13 protein-coding genes are annotated in these 15,238 nt (G+C 53.1%); 6 read left to right on the forward strand and 7 right to left on the reverse strand.

Translation table 11 applies throughout. The annotated features are described in order from the left end of the window. Nucleotides 1-92 precede the first annotated feature (92 nt). Nucleotides 93-1,322 carry a Fe-Mn family superoxide dismutase gene (locus tag AWM70_RS22005; RefSeq protein ID WP_068700048.1) on the reverse strand — a complete coding sequence of 410 codons (1,230 nt, stop codon included), beginning with the start codon at nucleotides 1,320-1,322 and terminating at the stop codon, nucleotides 93-95. 79 nt (nucleotides 1,323-1,401) lie between these two features. After that, complete coding sequence (locus tag AWM70_RS22010; RefSeq protein ID WP_068700050.1) at nucleotides 1,402-2,430, reverse strand: alpha/beta hydrolase; 1,029 nt, start codon at nucleotides 2,428-2,430, stop codon at nucleotides 1,402-1,404. Nucleotides 2,431-2,651: 221 nt separating this feature from the next. On the opposite strand from AWM70_RS22010, the gene AWM70_RS22015 reads away from it, so the two are divergent. Continuing rightward, entirely contained in the window at nucleotides 2,652-3,395 is a 744-nt protein-coding gene (locus AWM70_RS22015) for an IclR family transcriptional regulator (RefSeq protein WP_068700053.1), read from the forward strand. 72 nt (nucleotides 3,396-3,467) lie between these two features. Here AWM70_RS22015 and AWM70_RS22020 read toward each other — a convergent pair whose 3' ends face one another. From AWM70_RS22020 to acnA, 5 genes are all read right to left on the reverse strand, one after another. After that, a complete protein-coding gene (locus tag AWM70_RS22020; protein ID WP_068700055.1) occupies nucleotides 3,468-5,210 on the reverse strand; it encodes an alpha/beta fold hydrolase in 1,743 nt (580 codons plus the stop codon). 53 nt (nucleotides 5,211-5,263) lie between these two features. Then, nucleotides 5,264-5,650 (reverse strand): DUF5808 domain-containing protein, encoded by a 387-nt coding sequence (locus AWM70_RS23030; RefSeq protein ID WP_169823489.1) that lies wholly within the window; start codon nucleotides 5,648-5,650, stop codon nucleotides 5,264-5,266. Next, nucleotides 5,647-6,375, reverse strand: coding sequence for a DUF1648 domain-containing protein (locus AWM70_RS22025; RefSeq protein WP_083180492.1), 729 nt, complete (start codon nucleotides 6,373-6,375; stop codon nucleotides 5,647-5,649). Before AWM70_RS22025 ends, AWM70_RS23030 begins: the two co-directional genes overlap by 4 nt. Beyond that, nucleotides 6,372-6,785: a GntR family transcriptional regulator gene (locus AWM70_RS22030; RefSeq protein WP_068700057.1), complete on the reverse strand. Its 414-nt coding sequence runs from the start codon at nucleotides 6,783-6,785 to the stop codon at nucleotides 6,372-6,374. The genes AWM70_RS22025 and AWM70_RS22030 overlap by 4 nt, the downstream gene beginning before the upstream one ends. A gap of 250 nt (nucleotides 6,786-7,035) precedes the next feature. Continuing rightward, entirely contained in the window at nucleotides 7,036-9,753 is a 2,718-nt protein-coding gene (gene acnA, locus AWM70_RS22035) for an aconitate hydratase AcnA (RefSeq protein ID WP_068700059.1), read from the reverse strand. Between the two features lie 177 nt (nucleotides 9,754-9,930). On the opposite strand from acnA, the gene AWM70_RS22040 reads away from it, so the two are divergent. The 5 genes from AWM70_RS22040 to AWM70_RS22060 all read left to right on the forward strand — a co-directional run bounded on the left by AWM70_RS22040 (nucleotide 9,931) and on the right by AWM70_RS22060 (nucleotide 15,231). Further along, a complete protein-coding gene (locus AWM70_RS22040) occupies nucleotides 9,931-10,944 on the forward strand; it encodes an amidase domain-containing protein (RefSeq protein ID WP_068700061.1) in 1,014 nt (337 codons plus the stop codon). A gap of 40 nt (nucleotides 10,945-10,984) precedes the next feature. Then, entirely contained in the window at nucleotides 10,985-12,082 is a 1,098-nt protein-coding gene (locus tag AWM70_RS22045) for a D-alanine--D-alanine ligase (RefSeq protein ID WP_068700063.1), read from the forward strand. Between the two features lie 36 nt (nucleotides 12,083-12,118). Further along, nucleotides 12,119-12,439 carry a hypothetical protein gene (locus tag AWM70_RS22050; RefSeq protein ID WP_068700065.1) on the forward strand — a complete coding sequence of 107 codons (321 nt, stop codon included), beginning with the start codon at nucleotides 12,119-12,121 and terminating at the stop codon, nucleotides 12,437-12,439. 490 nt (nucleotides 12,440-12,929) lie between these two features. After that, nucleotides 12,930-14,129 (forward strand): branched-chain amino acid ABC transporter substrate-binding protein, encoded by a 1,200-nt coding sequence (locus tag AWM70_RS22055; protein ID WP_068700067.1) that lies wholly within the window; start codon nucleotides 12,930-12,932, stop codon nucleotides 14,127-14,129. Between the two features lie 115 nt (nucleotides 14,130-14,244). Beyond that, nucleotides 14,245-15,231, forward strand: a complete 987-nt coding sequence (locus AWM70_RS22060) for a branched-chain amino acid ABC transporter permease (protein ID WP_068700069.1) — start codon at nucleotides 14,245-14,247, stop codon at nucleotides 15,229-15,231. Nucleotides 15,232-15,238 lie beyond the last annotated feature (7 nt).

Consider the following 15,238-nt stretch of genomic DNA (forward strand, 5'->3'; position numbering starts at 1 on the left):
AACCCCTTCCCGCCAGAAAGCCCATGTTCTCTGCTTCCCAGAGGCCATGGGCTTTAAACGGTTTGTTCCATGCCGATGTTGTCCCGGAACGATTAATAAGGCTGCCACTGAAGCTGGCGGGCATGTTTGAAGCGTTCAAGAACAGCAGGCCAATAAACGACATTCCACCAGTCCTTGATGTAATCGGCGCGTTTGTTCTGGTGTTTGAGGTAATAGGAATGCTCCCATACGTCGATCGGCAGCAGCGGAACCACATCCCATTGGGACAGGTTCTGGTGTTTCTCGGCCTGCAGAATCTCCAGCCGGCGGGCACGCGGGCTCCAGACGAGAATCGCCCAGCCGCCGCCTTCGACCTTCTCCGCAGCTTTAGAGAACTGCGCGTGGAAGGCTTCAAAGCTGCCGAAGTCGCGGTTGATTTGCTCGGCCAGCGCTCCGCTGGGTCTTCCGCCGCCCTTCGGATTCATCGTATCCCAATAAATCGTATGCAGGTAGTGTCCGGCCCCGTTAAAGGCCAGCTCGCGCTCCCAATGTTTGACCAAGTCGAAGTTGCCGGTTGTGCGGGCTTCCTCCAGCTTTTTCTCCGCTTTGTTCAGATCCTCTACATAAGTTAAATGGTGTTTGTCATGATGAATGCGGACCGTTGCCTCATCGATATGAGGCTCTAGCGCGTTATACGGATAAGGCAGGGGAGGAAGCCGGTGGCCGCCGATCGGCACGGCGCCATCCTTCACGCGTTGGCCCGGGGTTACGGCTGCTTCAGCGGACGCCTGCTCTTGAGCCTCGTGTGTGAGCTGCTGATCCAGCTTGCGCGAGTAGAAATCATTCCTCGGATTAGGCTGCAAATGGTAAGGGTCCACGGCAGGCGGAACCTGGGAGGCTGCCTGGGAGATCAAACCCGGCTGGTTGAGCGTCTCCAGAACGGCCAGGAAATACTCGGATTCGCGGATGATATGCAGCAGAACCACTTTGGCCAGCGGTACGCTCTGCACGGCCTGCGATTGCTGAAGAATCGCATCCAGCTGGCGAATCCACTCCTGAGATTGGCGGAATGCAGCAGCCAGCAGGCGTTCCGTCTGCTTGACCAGCTCCTCATTGGGCTGACTCTTCTGGGGAGCGGCCAGCGCGTACTGCAGAAGCGAATCGGCTGCGGATTCCGTGTCCCCGAAGACCTTGGCCCAGTCGTCCAGCAGCTTGACGTAAACGGGCTCCAGGGACGGGACGATCGCTTTTATGACATCAACATGCTCTTTCTCCTGCTGCTTCCAGAACCGGATTTCCTCCAGCACGCGGATCGGCAGATAAGGGCCATAAACGAATAACATGGATATAAAAACCCCTTCCGACATATATTCTTATTTCAGAATTATGCGACGAAGGGGTTGACTCATGCCTGGTTTTAAGTTAATTGTTAGCCGGCTGCTCTAAAGAGGCGTTGACCTGTCCTAGGAAGGTCGATACCCGGCGTAAATATTCCCGGGAATGCTCGCGGAAGATCAGCTCGTGGTGAGCTCCTTGCACGATCCAGACGCCGGAGAACGGGTTGGTCTGGTTGGCGGCGAGTTTCTCCGCAATCGGATAAGGGGCCTTCTCGTCTTCGGTGCCGTGGATAAAATAGATCGGAAATGGATAATCCTCTTTCTTCACTTCCGGATAAGGAATTTGCCGCAGGCTTGTTCCGTTCAGAACCGGGAGCAGCATCTCCAGAATTTCCAGCGAAGGATGCTCGGGCAGCGGCAGGTGCTGCTTCAGGTTATGATACAGCGTATCCGGTTCAAGCAGGAAGGTGCTGTCGAGAATCATGGCGTTCACGTCATTCGTGTGAAGTCCGGCCTGCAAGGCAGTCCCCGCTCCCATCGAAAATCCCCAGACAATGATTTCTTTAGCGCCTTTCTGCTTCACGTACTGAATGGCGCCAAGCAGCTGCTGGGCTTCTTTCTTGCCTCCTGTAGCAACTTCCTTGCTGTTCTGTGCGGCAAAGCCGTAATCAAACATCAATACATTGAAGTTGAGCTGATGGGCAAAATGGGCCAAATCATACATCGGAATCCAGGATTCCTCGCGATTGGCTCCGTATCCGTGGCTGAAGACGATCGTTTTATTGGAGCCTGCCGCCGGAATATACCAGCCATGCATCGTCCGGCTGTTGTCGAGCGCCTGGAAGTTCACGTCTTCATAGGCCATATTTTTGGCCAGCTTGGGATTGGAGTACAGCGGTGCAACAGTAGGATTGGACAGCACCCAGGCGATAAACCCGTGCAGGACGATAAAGCAGAAGATAAAGAAAAAGAGTATAGAAAGTCCCAAGGCGATCAGGACATGTTTGAATTTTATGAATTTGGCGGGAGTCCAGGGGCCTGCTTCCGCATGGGGACGAGAATCGATCTTTGGCCCGCGGCGAGTGGAATCTCTTCGATCTGCAGTATTATTCATCGAGTCCCTCCTTGCGCTGACAACCTCTTCAACTGAATCGGATTATGTCGAATAAAAGCGTATTATGCCTTTTTAATATAAATTATCGTAAGCTTGGGGTGGCTTAAAGTCAATGCTAATCAGCCATTTGCCAGGATATATGGGTTATGGACGGATTTGACGGTAACGTTTATAATTTATGTAACCATGTTTCATAGTATGAAACGAAGAGGTGTTGGGAGATGGAAGACCGGAAACTGACGGTACGCGCTGTTGAGCGGGCGCTTGATATATTAATGTGTTTTACCCAATCGGAAGAGCTGGGGCTTACTGAAATTGCCGCAGCGATTTCCCTGCATAAAAGCACGGTGCACCGCTTGCTGACCACCCTGGAGGAACGGGGGTTCGTGATCCGCGATAAGGCAACGGAGAAATACAGGCTCGGCATGAAAATTTGGGAGCTGTCGGCTCATTTGACGCATAATGACGACCCGGCCGTCCTGCTGCTTCCGGGGATGGAGAAGCTGAGGGATGCGGTTGGCGAGACCGTCAGCTTATATTTGCGGGATGGCAGCGACCGCTTGCGGATTCAGGCGGTTCAGAGCAATCAGGCGATTCGCCGGGTGGCACCGGTTGGTGCCCGGCTGCCGCTTTATGTCGGGGCCTCCAGCAAGGTGCTTGTGGCTTTTGAGGAAGAGGTTTTTACCCAGTCGCTGCTAAACGCGCCGGATTGGCCGGTGACGGTGGATCGGCAGCAGTACCGCGCCCAATTGGAGCAAATCCGGAAGCAAGGCTACGCTACGAGTTATGAGGAGCGGGAGCCGGGAGCTTCGGCGGTGGCTGCCCCCATCTTCGGGCGCTCCGGACAGCTGGCCGCTGCCCTTTCCGTCTCCGGTCCGGTCAGTAGACTGAACCCCGAGAAGCTGGAAGAGCTAGGTCCCATATTGGTGGAAGCGGCGAGAGAAATGGGGTATATGCTGCCCTGAACGGAACAGTACAAAGACGGCATCAGGTTGATTGGACCGTGCCGTCTTTGTTTTTTTTATTTGGATATTGGTTTATTGGCTGTCAGGTTTAGCTTCTTTGATCCAATTAGCGATATCCTGAATGATGGCTTTGGATACGTGGGAAGGGAGAACATATTCATTGCCTGTCGAGAGAGTATCGGTTTCAGCCAGCAGGTGATTGACCTTCGGATAAGATTTAAATACGACATCCCGATGACCGGCAAGGGCAGTCTGCCAGCCTTTGAACTCGCTCATCGGCACCTGCCAGTCGTTCTCGCCTTGCAGAATGAGCATCGGCCCGGTCTGCTCTTTGGCTAACTCCGCCGGTACATAATCCCTTTGCTCATACCACCAGTAAGCCGGAGGAACAGGGAAGCTTTCCGGCAGATGATCGACGGAATATTGCGGATCGTTCACAAGACCGGCGATTTGTTTCCAGGCGGCTGCCTGCTGTTCGTAAGGGGCAGTATCCTGGCCCAGCGACTCGATACGCTCCTTCAGCTCCTCCTGCTGGAGAACGGCCACATCGATAAAGCTGGAGCTTGGGGCGGAGAGCAGAAGGGTCCCCGCGATCTGATGGCTGGCTGAATCGGCTGCTTTGATCAGCGGCATGGCGAAGCCGCCCTGGCTGTGTCCGGCCACATAAATCCGGCTGGTGTCGATCTCCGGTACGGTGGTAAGCAGCTGTACGGCTTTGAGTGCATCGTCTACGGATTCGTTTCTTAAGGTGAAGTTTGGTTTAGCGGCAATTTTGAAAGTATGCTCATACGTAACCTTGTCGTATCTGACTGTGGCGATGCCTTGGGCTGCAAGGCCCGCAGCCAGATCGCGGAAGGGCTTGGCCCCATAAGCGCTGGAATCGAGATCCTGTGGTCCCGAGCCGTGCACAAGCACGACTGCCGGATAAGGGCCTTCGCTGCTGCCGCCAGCCGGCAGAGTAAGAACGCCGGGGAGGGCGTATTCCCCGCTGCCGATCGTCACCTCTTGCTCCGAATAGCTGGAGGCGTCGTCATAAGGCGCCTTCTGATAGGTATCCGGCGTTTCGGTCGCCAGATACAGATCGTCCACTTGTCCTGCAGGGTTCAGGCGGATGGTCAGAGTAAAAGGTGCCGCGGCGGCCTGAACCCTGTAAACGACGTTTTGATGCACGGCGTTTGCCGTCTGCGATTTAAGCGTGACCGCACCAGCTTTGCCGTATATCCGCTCATAATTGCTCCATAAGGACTGGAGCTGCTCGGGGGTTATGGCTTGCTGCAGAGCCGGACTGGCGAGCTGATAAGCCTCTTGACCCGAGCCTGCGGAGAGCAGGCTCATAAACCGGTCCGCAATCTTCGCTGCTGCAGCATCCTCCTTGCCGTCTGCAGAACCTCCTGTATTTCCTGCACTCCCTGAATTTCCTGTCTCCATATCCGCTTTTAATCCGAAGACCTCCCGCACCCAGCTTTCGGACATCCAGGTTTGGCCATTTCGGAATCCAGCCGGACCTGACTGGCTGTAGGTGATCTGCTTCCCGTTGAAGCTTGCTTCCCCCTTGGCGGGGAACAGCACCAGGTTTTGGCCGCCAAAGGTTAAAGTTACACTTTTATCCGCGGGTCTCCAGTCTACCTGGATGCCGAGGGAGCGCGCAATCTCCCGCACCGGCTTCAATTCGGGTTTCGGATAAGCGCTTTCGGAAGCGGGAGTGTTCTGACCGGCTTCGTCTGCCTGCGCCTCGGCCACTCCTGCGGCAGGCAGGATAAGACCTAAAGCGAGGGCGGCAGCGGTTGCTTTTTTCGAAAATAACTCCTTCTTCATGACACGATTCCTCCAATTCACGGATAAGGATTTTAAGAGACTTTCAGCGTTCACTAGGAAGTAAAAACAAGCAGCAGGACAATAATGACAAACGGGGCAAGGAAAAACAACCAGGCCAGCGGCCGCGCGAAGTTGACGGTCCAGCCGATGCCGACTCTTTTTTCGATAAACAGGGAAGGGTCATTCGGGTTGTAATATGTGCTGCCTCCAAGCTTCCAATGCCGGTCGTCGTCGACGGGAACGGCTGAAGGATTGCCTTCCGTTCCGGATTTCCGGGCAAGCCGGGTTCCGCTTTGTCCGGTGGAGAAGGACATCCAGATCGAGCCGGCTACGATGAGTAGTGGGATGGACAGGGCGACGGGGGAGATCCATTTCGGGTCAATGGAATAAATCATCGTCAGCTGCATGAAGAAGAACAACACCACCAGCAGGAGGCTCATGGCAAAATTAAGACAGACCAGCGCCGGCGGAAAGCTGCGTTCCTGCGCGAGGATTCCTCCGGATCGGCCGGATTCAGCTGCTGCTTGGATTTATAAATAATGAAGTTAATGGACAGCAGCAGGCCCGTCATAAAGAGCTGAAGCAGGTTGGGAAGCAGCAGGATGCGGACGGATTTTGTTTCCATGCGGTCCACATTGCCGTTCAGGTCATAATGCATCGGAATCTGATCCGGTATCCGGTCGTATTGCGCAAGTGCAAACACCGCGCAGGCGATAATGATCGCCAGGTGGATCAGATACCATTTGCCGGACAGGATCAGCCGCTGCTTGCGGAAAGAGGTGTCCAGCGGGAGCGCCGTTTTCCCCGGCGTGGAGGCAGCGGGAAGCGAAGCCTTCAAAGCTTTCATTTTGCCGTAAAAATACAGATGCAGCACAAAAGTGCCGATCAGGAGGGCAACTGCAAAACCCGCTACGGCAATGCCTATTGTGTCCGCCTTCATTTGAACGGCTGCAAACCCGAAGGCGAGGCCGAAAATCAGGCATAATACCGTACTCAGCAGGGCATAACGTTTTCGCATGTCCGCAACAGGCGGACTGTTCCATACCTCCTCGCTGACGGTAATGCCGAAGCTGACCGTTCTCCGGGTTAAATAAGGAAGCGCGATCTGGAGGACGGAGATCGGGATAAAAATCAGGAAGAACAAAACAACGTTAATGGTGTTCATGGCGTAGGCTCCTTTCCGGATTGGGGCGGGGAAGGCGAGATTTGTTCGTACAGCTTCTGAACCTGGCTTAGCAGACCGCTTAGATTCATGCCGCGCAGAATAGACTCGGCAATGATCGGCCGCAGCTGCTCCAGCTGTTTGGCCATAAATTCAGGCGTCAAGCCAGGCAGGCCGTCCGGCTGAACGACAACCCCTTTTTGCCGGTGGATTTGAATATACCCCTCTTGCTTAAGCAGCGTGTAGGCTTTATTGACGGTGTGCAGATTGACCCCGATATCCGCAGCAAGATGGCGGACGGAAGGAAGGGCTTCGCCTGGCTTCAGCCTGCTTGCTGCAATGCCTTCGATAATTTGGTTCATAAGCTGTATATAAATCGGGACCTCGGATTGCATGTCGAGCTGAATGATCATGGCGAAAATCACCATCCTTTTGTTTTAACTGTTATATTTGTAGTATAACAGTTAAAACAAAAGGTGTAAAGGGGACGTGAATGAGCGAGAGTGCAGGAAGGGCGAGCGTGCAGAAGCGCGTGCAGAAGCAGATGCAGAAGCAAACCGTGGAAAAATAAAAACAAGACCTTCCGCCGCAGGGGATAACCCCTAACAATCGAAAGGTCTTGTTGTTGTAAGTGATCTTATAGTGCGGCTGGTATACGTTTAATTAAACGCCTACCTGAATCATTTGGCGCAGTACGGTTTGCAGGATGCCGCCATTATGGTAATAATCAACATCTACCATGCTGTCCAGGCGAGCTGCAACCGGGAATTCAAACTGGGTGCCGTCGGTACGGGTAGCGACAACGGTCAGGATTTGACCCGGCTTCACCTCATTGCTGAGACCGAGAATATCAAAGGTTTCGGTTCCGTCAATGCCGAGGCTCTTCCAGCTGCCACCTTCCTGGAACTGCAGCGGCAGGACGCCCATGCCGACCAGGTTGCTGCGGTGAATCCGTTCAAAGCTTTCGGCGATGACGGCTTTAACGCCCAGCAAATACGTGCCTTTCGCAGCCCAGTCACGGGAGCTGCCTGTGCCGTATTCTTTACCGGCGATAACAACCAGATTATTGCCTTCGCTTTGATACTTCATGGATGCATCATAGATGGACATGACTTCGTCTGTCGGCAGATATTTCGTAACGCCGCCCTCGGTGCCCGGAGCCACCTGGTTGCGGATCCGGATGTTGGCGAACGTACCGCGCATCATCACTTCATGATTGCCGCGGCGGGAGCCGTAGGAGTTGAAATCCTTGCGGGCGACGCCGTGGTCGTTCAAGTAAATGCCGGCCGGGCTGGACGGCGAGATGTTGCCAGCAGGCGAGATATGGTCCGTGGTCACGGAATCGCCGAGCAGGGCAAGCACGCGGGCTTTGCGGATTTCGCCGATATCCTTCAGGCCGTCAGCGATATGCTCGAAGAACGGCGGATTGGCGATATAAGTGGATTTCTCATCCCATTCGTAGAGCTCGCCTTCCGGCACAGGGATAGAGTTCCAGCGTTCGTTCTGCGTAAAGACGTTCTCGTATTTGCTGCGGAACATTTCCGGGCTGACGGACAGGCCGATCGCTTCCTTGATTTCCTGCGAAGAAGGCCAGATGTCCTTCAGGAATACCGGTTCCCCGGCTTGATCGTAACCAAGCGGCTCGGTTTGCAGGTCGATATTGACGGTTCCGGCCAGCGCATAAGCAACAACAAGCGGCGGGGACGCCAGATAGTTGGCTTTCACCTGCGCATGGACGCGGCCTTCAAAGTTCCGGTTGCCGGACAAGACGGCAGCGACGGTCAGATCGTTGTCGGCAATGGCGGCACTGACTTCGTCAGGCAGCGGGCCGGAGTTGCCGATACAGGTTGCGCAGCCGTAGCCGGCTACGTGGAAGCCAAGCTGCTCAAGCGGACCGATCAGGCCGGCTTTCTCCAGGTATTGTGTTACAACAAGGGAGCCGGGCGTCAAGCTGCTTTTGACATAAGCCGGTTTGGTCAAGCCGCGTTCTACAGCTTTCTTCGCGAGCAAACCTGCACCAAGCATAACACTCGGGTTGGAGGTATTCGTACAGCTGGTGATCGCCGCGATTACGACCGCTCCGGTTCCGAGCAGGCTTTCGCGTCCATCCGGATGTTTAACCTGAACCTTCTCGGCGATTTTCTCGTCGCTCAGGCCATAGCCGCCTTTATCAACCGGAGTGCGGATAATATCGTTGAAGTTCTTCTTCATTTCGGTCAGTTCGATCCGGTCCTGCGGACGTTTCGGACCGGCCAAGCTTGGCACTACCGAAGCCAGATCGAGTTCGATCAGATCGGAGAACTCGGGATCGGCCGTTTCGCTGGTCCGGAACATGCCTTGAGCTTTGTAATAAGCTTCGACAAGCGCGACCTGCTCGTCGGTACGTCCCGTGCTGCGAAGGTAATTCAGGGTTTCGCTGTCAACCGGGAAGAAACCGATGGTGGCGCCGTATTCAGGTGCCATGTTGGCCACCGTTGCCCGGTCGGCCAGGCTGATGTTGGCAAGACCCGGTCCGTAGAATTCCACGAATTTGCCGACAACGCCTTTCTTGCGGAGCATTTGCGTTACAGTCAGCGCAAGGTCGGTTGCCGTAGCGCCTTCAGCCAGGCTGCCGGTCAGCTTGAAGCCGATGACTTCAGGGGTTACGAAGTAAAGCGGCTGTCCAAGCATGCCGGCTTCGGCTTCGATCCCGCCGACACCCCAGCCGACAACGCCAAGGCCGTTGATCATCGTGGTATGGGAGTCGGTGCCGACCAGGGAGTCCGGGAAGACAACAGTTTGGCCGTCTACCGTTTTGGTAGCTGCAACCGATGCGAGGTATTCCAGGTTGACCTGGTGTACGATCCCCGTAGCCGGAGGAACGGCGCGGAAATTGTTGAACGCCGTTTGCGCCCAGCGCAGGAAGCGGTAACGTTCTTCGTTCCGCTCAAATTCGACATTCATGTTGTATTCGAGCGCTTCCGGCGTACCGAAAGCATCGACCATAACGGAGTGGTCGATAACGAGATCGACAGGAACCAGCGGATTAATTTGTTTGGGATCCCCTCCGGCTTTCTTGACGGTATCCCGCATGGCAGCAAGATCTACGACAACAGGGACGCCTGTAAAGTCCTGAAGGACGATACGCGCAGGGATAAACGGAATTTCTTTGTTATCATCGCGGCCTTCCGCCCAGCCGGCGATTTGCTTCACATGTTCATCGGTGATCGCGCGTCCGTCGAACTGGCGGATCGCAGCTTCAAGCAATACTTTAATGGAGAACGGAAGTTTGGAAACGCTGCCTAAACCTTGCGCCTCCAGGGATTTCAAATCATAGTAACGGTAGGTTTTGCCTCCGACTTCAAGCTGACGGAGGGCGGAGAACTGATCGTTCAATGGCATATGCTTACCTCCTGGGTTTCATTCTGTGAAACGACATTTCAAAAAATAATTCTAATTTAAGTATAATGCCTGGGCTCAGGCTCGTAAAGGACTTTTTGCCGCTCATAATGCCTATTTTTCCTGCATATCTATTGGAATGGTGCTAGTTATGATGCAAGAGAGCGGAGGGGGATAAGGATGGCGGAAGATTGGAAAAACGTGCTGTCTACCTATATTTTGCAGCAAAATCAGGACGAGGTGGATTATCGGCTGCGGGGTGGCCCGACCGTCGTTACCGATTTGGATTATTTGATGCGCCGGGGCGAACGCAAGGCACGGATGGCGAAATGGTACGAGGAGCGTGAGGCTTCGCCGCTCAGAAGCGAAACGAAAGCTAAGCTGGTCAGCGAGCCGGTGGAAACGGCGGATGAAGTCGAGGTCGATCTGCAGCTGCACCGCAAAATTTATTACAATAAAGCCGGGGTCAAACACCGGGAGGAGCGTTTGGACCAGCAGCGTCTACTCCTGGTTCGCAGCGGCGCGGATTGGGTGATTGAAACGGTGACGCAGAAGGTGCCGGAGCGCAGCCCGGTGTTGGCAGGGGCTTTTCCGAACAGCGGTCTGCCCGGTGATTCTCCGCGGAAAGCCGATAAGAGAGGACCCTATTTGAACCGGGACGTGCTGGGAACCGGCGGCGTGCCGAAGGGGCCGATTTACCGCAGGGAAGATGCAGTCAAATATGCGGATGACTGGTGGGATGGCTTTAATCCGGAATTCGCCGGTTTCGAGGTGGACTGCACCAACTACATTTCACAATGTCTCTTTGCAGGCGGAGCGCCAATAAACTATACTGGGAAAAGAGAATCGGGCTGGTGGTACAAAGGATATGTAGGCTCGCAGGAATCCTGGAGCTACAGCTGGGCAGTCGCGGGCAGTCTTGAGCGTTATTTAAGCACAAGCCGTTCCGCTCTTCGAGCCATATCCGTAGACCGCCCGGAGCAGCTGGAGCTCGGCGATGTAATCATCTATGACTGGGATGGGGACGGAGCTTATCAGCACAGTACGATTGTAACTGCCTTTGATGCCGGAGGCATGCCGCTCGTTAACGCGCATACGGTAAGCAGCCGGCACAGATATTGGGATTACAAGGATTCGTATGCCTGGACGGAGAAGACGAAATATCGTTTCTTTCACATTGCGGACCGGTTCTAACTAACAATTGAGACTTACAATAGATGAAGAGAGGTAAACCATGGGACAGGACAAAATGACCGTCGGCCTGGTATACGGCGGCAAATCCGGAGAACACGAAGTATCGCTGCAGACGGCTTTCGCTGTCATGGGCGCATTTGATTACGACAAATATGAGATCATTCCTTTTTTTATTACGAAAAAGGGTGAATGGAGGGTGGGCGGACGCCTGTCGGCTCCGCTTGCCTCTCTTGACAAACTGAAGCTGGAGCAGGGGGCCGGGGATACCTCGGCAGCCGTACAGCTGCTGTTCGCCGGATTGTCCGGAAGCGGTAAAGGCTTGGATGTGGTCTTCCCGCTGCTGCATGGGACAAACGGAGAAGACGGAACGATTCAGGGGTTGTTTGAAATGGCCAACCTGCCTTACGTAGGGGCGGGGGTGCTGGCATCGGCGGCCGGCATGGACAAAGCCGTCATGAAGAAACTGTTTGCCGACGCCGGGCTTGAGCAGTGCAAATTCTGTTATTTTACGTCGTCCTCCTGGGAGCGGAACAGCCATGAGCACCTGCAGGCCGTAGAAGATGAGCTGGGTTATCCATGCTTCGTGAAACCGGCCAACCTGGGTTCAAGCGTAGGGATCTCCAAAGCGTCCAACCGTGAAGAGCTGATTCAGGCGATTCAATATGCATTCCGTTATGATCTTAAAGTGATTATTGAAGAATTCGTGGATGCGCGGGAAATTGAAGTAGGCATCCTGGGCAATGACGAACCGCTGGCGTCAGTACCGGGCGAAATCGTCTCAAGCAGCGAATATTACGATTACACAGCTAAATATCTCGACGGCAAATCGCAGATGATTATTCCGGCCGAACTGGATACAGAGCTTGCAGAACGGGTACGCGATCTGGGGATCAAAGCGTTTAAGGCAATTGAAGGAAGCGGCTTGTGCCGGGCGGATTTCTTTGTCCGCCGAGATAACGGCGCTATCCTGATTAATGAAGTTAATACGATGCCTGGTTTCACACCATTCAGTATGTATCCGCTGCTTTGGCGCGAAACCGGCGTTTCTTACGCTGCGCTGCTGGACCGTCTGCTGGGGCTGGCTGTTGAACGATTTGAGGCCCGTCAGAATCTGGAGTTCGAAAGCGGCGTGCAATAAACGAACACCGGCTTTCCAAGAGAAAGGAAGTAGCGAATGGGTTTCCAAACCGAATTTAATTCTGTATGCAAATTCAAGAATGAACAGGAGTTCTATGAACTGCTGGAATACGGGCGCTGTAAAATGACCAAGTCCGGTCTCCGTATTTTCCCTACGGGCCAAAAAGTCATCGCTTACACGCCGGATAACCGGGCCGCGGCCATCGTGAAAATTACCGGCTGCATTGCGGAAATTAATTTCCAGGGCCAGGAAGTTACCGAGGTCGAGCTCCAGCTCGTTCGTGAACTGACAGAAGAGGAATCACGGATTCAGACCGCCCTCGCTCATGAAATGTTTTTTGGCGAGGCTCATGGCTGATACGAATAGGATTTTGTACGTTACGAAGCATAACTCTCGATACGGAGTCTGTGGGCGTTAGGCTGGATGCCAAGCTAAAAGGCTGGAGCGTTATCGTTATTTGCCTTGATGGACGAGCTGCCCTAGGATCAGGGCGACAGTGTTTTGAAATTTTCAAATTCGAATAATGAATAAAAACTCGCAAAAAAGAGTTGTCCAGGAACGGGCAGCTCTTTTTTTGTTGTCTAAATAAGGGATGAAGGAAGGGATAATTACAGCCCTAACTATTATTCGCGTTATGTTTACTGACCTAAACTTGACACAATTGTGTAGTTTTTTTTGTAATTTTATATAGTAATAAATAGTATTTTATAGTACAAATAAACTATTATAACTTATTGTTGAATAAAAGTAAAAAAATAATTGCCGAATCCGATAGTGGAAGTTATACTATTCTTATATTTCGTATCACTATATGTTATATAAACTAACATTTGGATGGGGGATTTGTATGAAGGTTAAAGGATTAGCTGCAATGGTGTTCGTGTTAGCATTAGTTACCGCAGGTTGTGGCAACAAGGAAACGGCATCAGGTTCCAGCGGTTCATCCAACTCGGGAAGCGGCGGCAAGGTCATCAAGATCGCTACCCAATCTCCTTTGTCAGGCGGAAGCTCCATTCAGGGCGAGGCTATCAAGCTTGGCGCTCAAATGTCCATGGAGGATCATAAAGAGGAATTTGCCAAGCTTGGTTATTCTCTTGAACTCGTGCCCTATGACGATCAGGGAGATGCCAAGAAAGGGGTAGCCAATGCGGAGCAAATCGGCGCAGATCAATCTATTGTTGGCGTCATCGGTCACTTGAATTCCGGGGTTACCATTCCTTCCTCCGTTGTTTACGAGAAATACAATATCGCGATGATTTCTCCAGCGAGCACGGCTACCGAAGTCACAGACCGCAAGCTGAAGGTCGTGAACCGTGTTGTAGCCCGCGATGATTTCCAGGGGCCTGCGGCTGCTGAATATGCAATCAAGACGCTTGGCGCCAAAAACATCTTTGTCATTCAAGATAAAACGGCATACGGCCAGGGGTTGGCTGACGCGTTCAGAACCGCAGCCGAGCAAGCCGGCGCCACCATTTCCGGTTATGAAGGTATTACGGTCGGCGAGAAGGATTTCAACGGGGTTCTAAATATCGTTCAATCGAAGAATCCGGACTTTATTTTCTTCGGGGGCATGTATGCAGAGGGCGGCCTGATCGTGAAGCAAGCACGTGATAAAGGCATTACAGCTCCGGTTATGGGCGGCGATGCGCTGGATTCCTCAGGCATGGTGGACATTGCCAAAGACGATATCGTCGGCACTTTGTACAGCTCGGTGTCTACCGATATTACGAAGACGGACCCTGGCAAGAAGTGGGCGGATCAATACGAGCAGAAATTCGGCAAGAAACCCGAAGGCTACTCCGCTTATGCCTATGATTCCATGTCCGTTATGCTTGAGGCGGTCAAGAAGAGCATTGAAGACAACGGCGGGCAGCTGCCCGCCCGCGAGAAGATCCGCGATGCCGTACGGGCAACCAAGGACTTTGAAGGTGTAGCGACCAAAGTAAGCTTTGATGATATCGGCGACAACTCGTATGCGAAAGTCTTTATTTATAAATTTGAAGCGGCTTCTTATCCGGGCAGCATGGTTTCGGAGGTCAGCAAATAAGCGGCAGGACAACTTAATTTGACTTGACTAACAAGTCAGCTGCAGCCAAGAGATGTTCCGGTTTGGGGCAGCTTCTTGGCTGTCATTTTTTCATTCATCCGAAAGGAGTATGCCCATGATTTCTAGCATCCTGCAAACTCTGCCGCAGGTGTTGATCGACGGCCTGGCTTTAGGCGCGATCTACGCGGTTGTAGCACTTGGATATACGATGGTCTATGGTATTTTGGAGCTGATTAATTTTGCGCATGGCGAAATCTTTATGACCGGGGCGTTTGTCGGCACTACTGTCCTGTTTATGTTCCAGTCCTTTGGATGGCTGGGCGGGCTGCCGGCCTGGTTCTCCTATCTGTTAATCATTCTGATTGCGATGATGGTGACCGGGAGCCTGGGGGTCGGCATTGAGAGAGTGGCGTACAGGCCGCTCAGGAAAGCGCCGAAGCTCATTTCCCTGATTTCCGCATTCGGAGTTTCTTTTGTCCTTCAGGATGTGGTTCGTTTTATTGCCCAGCTGAAGACCGGCAACTATATCGTGACCAGCGACTCCTTGTTCAGCGGAAGGATGACGCTGGATACGTCCGCGATCAGCAGCGTGTTCGGGAATGCTTCAATTAAAGCCAATACGATAATTATCCTGATCGTAGCTGTTCTGCTCATGGCAGGACTGGATATATTCGTAAACCGTACCAAATGGGGCGTTGCCATGCGGGCTGTGGCGCAAGACCGGGAGACGGCGTCTTTAATGTCGATTAATGTGAACAAGATTGTGGTTTTGACTTTTTTTATAGGCTCGGCGCTTGGCGGAGCAACGGGTGTTTTGTTTGCTCAGCAGTACGGTACGATTGATCCGTATATCGGCTTTATTTTAGGAATGAAGGCTTTCACGGCGGCTGTGCTTGGAGGCATTGGCAATATCCGCGGCGCTATGTTCGGCGGAATCGTGATTGGCATCCTGGAGATGTTCGCCTCGTCCAATCTGGGGATTCTGACGCATGGCAGCTTTGGAGCGGAATACAAGGATGTATTTGCTTTTATGATCCTGATCATTGTGCTGATCTTTAAACCCGAGGGCTTGTTCGGCAGAGCCGTCAAAGAGAAGGTGTAGGTGATCC

Origin of the sequence: Paenibacillus yonginensis, from assembly GCF_001685395.1 — a bacterium.
Classification (GTDB): domain Bacteria; phylum Bacillota; class Bacilli; order Paenibacillales; family Paenibacillaceae; genus Fontibacillus; species Fontibacillus yonginensis.

Bases quoted from the DNA above. Each gene is read 5' to 3' on its own strand.
- AWM70_RS22005 (WP_068700048.1), bottom strand. From the start codon at position 1,322: ATGTTATTCGTTTATGGCCCTTATCTGCCGATCCGCGTGCTGGAGGAA.
- AWM70_RS22010 (WP_068700050.1), bottom strand. From the start codon at position 2,430: ATGAATAATACTGCAGATCGAAGAGATTCCACTCGCCGCGGGCCAAAG.
- AWM70_RS22015 (WP_068700053.1), top strand. From the start codon at position 2,652: ATGGAAGACCGGAAACTGACGGTACGCGCTGTTGAGCGGGCGCTTGAT.
- AWM70_RS22020 (WP_068700055.1), bottom strand. From the start codon at position 5,210: ATGAAGAAGGAGTTATTTTCGAAAAAAGCAACCGCTGCCGCCCTCGCT.
- AWM70_RS23030 (WP_169823489.1), bottom strand. From the start codon at position 5,650: ATGAGCCTCCTGCTGGTGGTGTTGTTCTTCTTCATGCAGCTGACGATG.
- AWM70_RS22025 (WP_083180492.1), bottom strand. From the start codon at position 6,375: ATGAACACCATTAACGTTGTTTTGTTCTTCCTGATTTTTATCCCGATC.
- AWM70_RS22030 (WP_068700057.1), bottom strand. From the start codon at position 6,785: ATGATCATTCAGCTCGACATGCAATCCGAGGTCCCGATTTATATACAG.
- acnA (WP_068700059.1), bottom strand. From the start codon at position 9,753: ATGCCATTGAACGATCAGTTCTCCGCCCTCCGTCAGCTTGAAGTCGGA.
- AWM70_RS22040 (WP_068700061.1), top strand. From the start codon at position 9,931: ATGGCGGAAGATTGGAAAAACGTGCTGTCTACCTATATTTTGCAGCAA.
- AWM70_RS22045 (WP_068700063.1), top strand. From the start codon at position 10,985: ATGGGACAGGACAAAATGACCGTCGGCCTGGTATACGGCGGCAAATCC.
- AWM70_RS22050 (WP_068700065.1), top strand. From the start codon at position 12,119: ATGGGTTTCCAAACCGAATTTAATTCTGTATGCAAATTCAAGAATGAA.
- AWM70_RS22055 (WP_068700067.1), top strand. From the start codon at position 12,930: ATGAAGGTTAAAGGATTAGCTGCAATGGTGTTCGTGTTAGCATTAGTT.
- AWM70_RS22060 (WP_068700069.1), top strand. From the start codon at position 14,245: ATGATTTCTAGCATCCTGCAAACTCTGCCGCAGGTGTTGATCGACGGC.